The sequence below is a fragment of the Actinacidiphila sp. bgisy160 genome (genome assembly GCF_965342435.1).
Taxonomy (GTDB): Bacteria; Actinomycetota; Actinomycetes; order Streptomycetales; family Streptomycetaceae; genus Actinacidiphila.
This window is the reverse complement of sequence record NZ_CBDRCM010000114.1, coordinates 1-5,007: the sequence shown is the minus strand read 5'-3', so window position 1 is coordinate 5,007 and position 5,007 is coordinate 1. Positions and strand designations below refer to the sequence as shown.

Annotated in this window: 8 protein-coding genes; all 8 read left to right on the top strand. The window is 71.7% G+C overall.

All coding sequences use genetic code 11. The features are described 5' to 3' along the window. Nucleotides 1-337: 337 nt before the first annotated feature. Nucleotides 338-553 carry a hypothetical protein gene (locus tag ACRWNP_RS36915; RefSeq protein ID WP_179280271.1) on the top strand — a complete coding sequence of 72 codons (216 nt, stop codon included), beginning with the start codon at nucleotides 338-340 and terminating at the stop codon, nucleotides 551-553. Nucleotides 554-599: 46 nt separating this feature from the next. Further along, entirely contained in the window at nucleotides 600-812 is a 213-nt protein-coding gene (locus tag ACRWNP_RS36910; protein WP_431969350.1) for a hypothetical protein, read from the top strand. A 67-nt stretch (nucleotides 813-879) separates the two neighbouring features. Continuing rightward, nucleotides 880-2,718, top strand: a complete 1,839-nt coding sequence (locus ACRWNP_RS36905; protein WP_431969348.1) for a hypothetical protein — start codon at nucleotides 880-882, stop codon at nucleotides 2,716-2,718. 60 nt (nucleotides 2,719-2,778) lie between these two features. Then, nucleotides 2,779-3,465, top strand: coding sequence for a hypothetical protein (locus tag ACRWNP_RS36900; protein ID WP_431969346.1), 687 nt, complete (start codon nucleotides 2,779-2,781; stop codon nucleotides 3,463-3,465). A gap of 101 nt (nucleotides 3,466-3,566) precedes the next feature. Then, nucleotides 3,567-3,866 carry a transposase gene (locus ACRWNP_RS36895; RefSeq protein ID WP_431969344.1) on the top strand — a complete coding sequence of 100 codons (300 nt, stop codon included), beginning with the start codon at nucleotides 3,567-3,569 and terminating at the stop codon, nucleotides 3,864-3,866. Next, nucleotides 3,866-4,549, top strand: a complete 684-nt coding sequence (locus tag ACRWNP_RS36890) for an IS3 family transposase (RefSeq protein ID WP_431969342.1) — start codon at nucleotides 3,866-3,868, stop codon at nucleotides 4,547-4,549. The genes ACRWNP_RS36895 and ACRWNP_RS36890 overlap by 1 nt, the downstream gene beginning before the upstream one ends. Continuing rightward, nucleotides 4,546-4,791 (top strand): hypothetical protein, encoded by a 246-nt coding sequence (locus ACRWNP_RS36885; RefSeq protein ID WP_431969340.1) that lies wholly within the window; start codon nucleotides 4,546-4,548, stop codon nucleotides 4,789-4,791. Before ACRWNP_RS36890 ends, ACRWNP_RS36885 begins: the two co-directional genes overlap by 4 nt. After that, nucleotides 4,785-5,000 carry a hypothetical protein gene (locus ACRWNP_RS36880; protein ID WP_431969338.1) on the top strand — a complete coding sequence of 72 codons (216 nt, stop codon included), beginning with the start codon at nucleotides 4,785-4,787 and terminating at the stop codon, nucleotides 4,998-5,000. The genes ACRWNP_RS36885 and ACRWNP_RS36880 overlap by 7 nt, the downstream gene beginning before the upstream one ends. Nucleotides 5,001-5,007 lie beyond the last annotated feature (7 nt).

The following is a 5,007-nucleotide window of genomic DNA, read 5'->3' as shown; positions in this document are numbered from 1 at the left end:
GGTCGGCCCAAGCGCTTCGGGGATCGAGAGGATAGCCACCGGTTCGTCGTGCTTCGCCCCGTCTGCCGGTACTTCCCCACATCGGGCAGGGGGCGGATTGACCCGTTCGGGTGATATCCGGCGGGTGGGGCCGGCCGCTCGCGGTGTCCCCGCCGGTGCTCTCACCTGTCGTTTCCCTTGCACTGTCGTCATGTTGACGGACAGTCATGCACCGGAGTCGCTTGCCGGGGTCGTGGTGTCCGACTACTGTCCAACGCCGTCAGACAGATCGTCTGGTGTGGATGGACGGGTTCTGAGACCCGGTCCCCGTCCGCACCCCTCGTCCGAAGGATCCCCCATGCTCGACATGCGTGAGCTGGACACCGAGTCCGCGGAGCTGCTGCCCGGCCGCGAGGCCCTGGGCAAGCTCAAGTTCAGCTTCGTCAAGACCACGCACGTGACCAAGCACGTGGCCCACGTCGACGCCCACAACGAGTCGCTCGCGGCCAACGAGTGGTCGCCGTACGCGGTCGCCCAGTCGCAGGCCACTCAGGCCATCAACATCAAGCAGTAGCCGGCGTTCCACCTCCTTCCGCATACCGAGAAAGGTATCCCCCCTCATGAACATGGACCAGCTCGACGCCGAGTCCGCGGAGCTGCTGCCGGGCCGCGAGGCCCTGGGCAAGCTGAAGTTCAGCTTCGTCAAGACCACGCACGTGACCAAGAACATCGCGCACGTCGACGCCCACAACGAGTCGCTCGCGGCGAACCAGTTCTCCCCGTTCGCGGTCGCCCAGTCCGAGGCCGTCCAGGCCATCAACATCCGCCAGTAACAACACCCGTACGTGTGCGGACCGCGCCCGTCGTGGCGCGGTCCGTCTCGGGAGGAAGAGCAGGACGGTGACGGAAGGTCACATTGCTCAGGGCCCCGGCCCCACGGGGACGGCGCTGTACGACGCGGACGTGATGGACCCTCCCCCCTACGACACGGGCTTCCCCGTCCCGCGGCTGGGCGCGGGCCTGCAACTCCTCGGTGAGTACAAGGGATCGGGGACCACCGAACCCCGGTACATCGTCCGCAGGGGGGACGGGCAGGTCGTCCAGCTGAGCCGGCTGCTGTACCTGGTCGCCCGTGCCATCGACGGGCGGCGCGACACCGAGGCCATCTCGCACCGGGTGAGCGGGCGCTTCGGCCGTGAGGTCAGTGCCGAGAACGTGCACTACCTGATCGAGAACAAGCTGCAGCCGCTGGGCGTCACCGTCCCGTTCGGGCAGGAGGACGACGAGGTCACCGGACCCACCGCGGACCTTCTGCTCGTGCTGAAGGGCCACCGGGTCATCTTCCGCGAGCGGCAGGTCGCCCGGATCGCCCGCTCGCTGGCCTGGCTGCACCGTCCGCTGGTGGTGACGGCGGTGCTCGCGACGGCGGTCGCCATGGAGATCTGGCTGTTCGCCGTCCACGGGGCGATGACACCGGTGCTCCAGGTGCTGGAACAGCCGGTGCTCATGCTCGTGGTGTTCGCGCTGACCGTGGCCTCGCTCGTCTTCCACGAGTTCGGACACGCCTCCGCGTGCCGCTACGGCGGGGCCCGGCCCGGGGCCATCGGCTGCGGCATCTTCCTCATCTGGCCGTCGATGTACACCGACGTCACCGACGTCTACCGGATCGGCCGCGGCGGCCGCATGCGCACCGATCTGGGCGGCGTGTACTTCAACGTCGTCTTCATGCTGGCCCTGGCCGGCGGCTACTTCGTCACCGGGCAGTCCTTCTTTCTCGCCGCCATCTACCTGGCCCACTTCGAGATCATCGAGCAGCTGATGCCGGCCGTCCGGCTGGACGGCTACTACATCCTCGGTGACCTCGCCGGCGTCCCGGACCTCTTCGGCAAGATCAAGCCGATCCTGCGCAGCATGCTGCCGGGCCGTCCGGTACCCCCCGAGGTCTCCGACCTCAAGCGCTCCGCCCGGACCATCGTCACCACCTGGGTGCTGACGATGGTGCCCCTGCTGCTCGCCGAACTCGGCTACGTGCTGTGGAACCTGCCGCGCCTGCTCGAGACGAGCCTGCGGTCCCTGGTCGAGCAGCTGACCGGGACGGGTTCCGCCTTCGCCGAGGGCCAGTTCGCCGCCGGCACGGTCGGGGTCGTCGGCAGCCTCATGCTGATCTTCCCCCTCGCGGGGGCGGCGTACCTGTCGGTGCGCCTGGGGGGCCGGCTCGTCCGCTACGTCGTCCGCGCCACGGAGGGGAATCTCCGGCTGAGGCTCCTCATCGGCGGAGCCACGCTGGCCGGAGCTGCGGCGCTGTGCGCCGCGTGGGTGGGCGGGGTGACCCCCAAGCCGCTGCCGCCGCAGCCGCCGATCGCCCCCATCCTGCAGCCCGGGGTGCCCGAGATCAGGCCCCCGCGCCCCGTCGCCCCCGCACCGCTGCCGAGCGTCACCACCGCCCCGGTGACCGTGGCCGCGGACGAGCCGTCGGCGACCGGGCCCTCGGCCTCACCCTCGGAGTCCGGCTCGGCCGACGCCTCCGCGTCGGCGAGTGGCAGCCCCTCGCCGTCGAAGTCGCCCAGCCCGCGGGCCTCGCGCAGCGAACCGGAACCGAGCAGCACGCGGACCACGGCCACGGCAGACCCGAGCCCGTCCGCGAGCTCGCCCACCGCCTCACCGTCGGACTCCGCGACGCCGTCGGAGCCCCCCATCCCGAGCTTCACCGTGTCCTTCCCCGCGCCTCTGCCGACCTGACGCGGGCCATCCCCCTTCCCTCCCCCCCCGATATTCCTTCCATCCGTACAGGAGAAGTCCGTGACGCACCGAAAGCCCCACACCAGCACGGTGGGCCGCAAGGCCGTCCGGCTGGGCATGCTGACCACCGCCGGCCTCGTCGCCCTCGCCACCGCGGCCCCGGCCGGCGCGGCATCGGGGTCGCACATCCCCCGCAGCGCGGGCGCCGCCGTGGACGAGGCGCACACCCTCGCCAACCGGGCGCGCCCGGTCCAGTACGACGAGGAGTTCTCGATCCACCAGTTCGGGCCGCTCGTCGCCGCCACCGCGCACAACCGGGCGGTCGCCGCCTCGGTCGGCTGCTCGCTCTCCCGCCCGTGCCGGTCGATCGCCCTCTCCTTCCAGATCGTCACCACCTCCGGTGTCGACATCCGACGGGTCACCGCCACGAACATCAGCCGTGCCGTCAACGAGCACTGCACCGGATGCCAGACCTTCGCGGGTGCCTACCAGTTCATCGTGGCGACCCCGAGGCCGCTCACCCTGAGCGCCCGCGACCGGGACCGGCTCGCCGACATCCGGCGCAGGGTGGCCGAGCTGAGGCGGTGCGGCGATCCGATCTCCGAGATCGAGCGCCGCGCGGACGCGCTCGCCGCCGAGGTCAGGGCCGTCCTGGACCGGGCGGCGGCAGCGGTGCCGGCCGGCTCCGGCGCCGGCCCGCTGCGGGAGTTCCGGCCCACCGTGACCATGCACCGCCACGTCAGCTGACGCCCCCACCGCTTCCGGGCCGGGGGCACGTCCCTCACCTCCCCAAACCCCCAGACGGGTCCCCGGCCCGGGACCACGACCGGCCCTTCCGGAGGCATGAAGTGCCCAGACGATACCCGCCCGAGCTGCGCCGCAAGGCCCTCGACCTGCTGGCCGCCGGTGAGCCCGTGAAGAAGGTCGCCTCGGACCTCGGGCTCGGCGACCAGACGATCTACCAATGGCGGCGCACGCACCTGCCGCACCTGGGCAGGCCGCGGCGCGCACCGGTGGGCACCGCCGAGCTGAACGCGGCCCGCAAGCGCATCACCGAACTGGAGACCGAGCTCGCCGTCCACCGGCGGGTCACCGAGCTGCTGCGCGATGTGGTGTCCCCAAAAGGCGATTCGAGGCCGTCCAGGTGATGGCCGGTGAGGGGCTCCCGATCCGGACCGCGACACGCGTCCTGGGTATCTCCGAATCGGGGTACTTCACCTGGCGAGGCCGGCCCCCCTCGGCCCGCGCCAACCGGCACCTGTGGCTGACGGAACTCATCACCGCCATCCACACCGACTCGCGCGGCACCTTCGGATACCGCCGTATCCACGAGGAACTCACCCTGCGGCACGGCATCCCCATCAGCCACGGCACCGTGGAACTGCTCATGCGGCGCGCCGGCCTCCAGGGCCGGCCCGGTGTGCCCGACCGGCTCTGGGTGACCGACGCCGCCGAACTCGCCACCCGCCAGGGCGAACTGCTCTGCGTGATCGTGCTCGACGCCCACGCCCGCCGGCTGATGGGCTGGAGCACGGGTTCCTCGCCGGCCGCCGGCGTCGCGGCGGACGCCCTGAGCAGGGCGGTGCTGCGGCACTCCGTCCACCCCGGACCCCGGCCCGAGGGACGTTTCACCACGCTCGTCTTCACCGAACGCGCCCACTCCCGTGGGCTGGCGCCACCCACCGGTCTGGTCGCCGACCGCAACGACCACGCCGTGATCGGGGACTTCTGGGCCCGGACGCGGACCGAACTCCTGGACCACCGCGAATGGAACAGCAGGCACGACCTCGCCACAGCCCTGTCCGACTACTTCGAGGGAATCCGAGTATGACCGCGGACCGACCGACGCCCCCGTTGCCGATCTCCTACCTGCTGCGCACCCAGATCCGTCCGGGCCATACCCTGCCGCCCAGCCAGGCGCACCAGGTCATGCTGCACTGCGCCCTCGACGCCGCCGGTGTCCCGGTCCGCCGGGACGACGCGGACGCCGTCGCCAGGATCGCCGAACTCGACTACGACACCGTCAACGCGGTCATCGGCTGGCTGCGCGTCGTCAGACCGGCGGCGTGCTGAATGCCCGGCCCGGCCCCTCGGGTCGCCGGCCGCCGCGCCCGGGCTACGGCCGCAAGCTGCTCGGCGTGCTGACGGGGTACCGCTTCGACCGGCCGCCCGCCGAACCGATGGCGGCGCTGTGCGGCCTCGACGAGAACGGGTTCCTGCACCGCTGCCGCTCCGCGCGCGGTACCGGGCCGCCGGGCGGCGCACGGGCGGACGGGCTATGACCGCGGT

Excerpts from the sequence above, each read along its gene's own strand:
- ACRWNP_RS36915 (WP_179280271.1), top strand. The coding sequence starts at position 338 with ATGCTCGACATGCGTGAGCTGGACACCGAGTCCGCGGAGCTGCTGCCC.
- ACRWNP_RS36910 (WP_431969350.1), top strand. The coding sequence starts at position 600 with ATGAACATGGACCAGCTCGACGCCGAGTCCGCGGAGCTGCTGCCGGGC.
- ACRWNP_RS36890 (WP_431969342.1), top strand. The coding sequence starts at position 3,866 with ATGGCCGGTGAGGGGCTCCCGATCCGGACCGCGACACGCGTCCTGGGT.
- ACRWNP_RS36885 (WP_431969340.1), top strand. The coding sequence starts at position 4,546 with ATGACCGCGGACCGACCGACGCCCCCGTTGCCGATCTCCTACCTGCTG.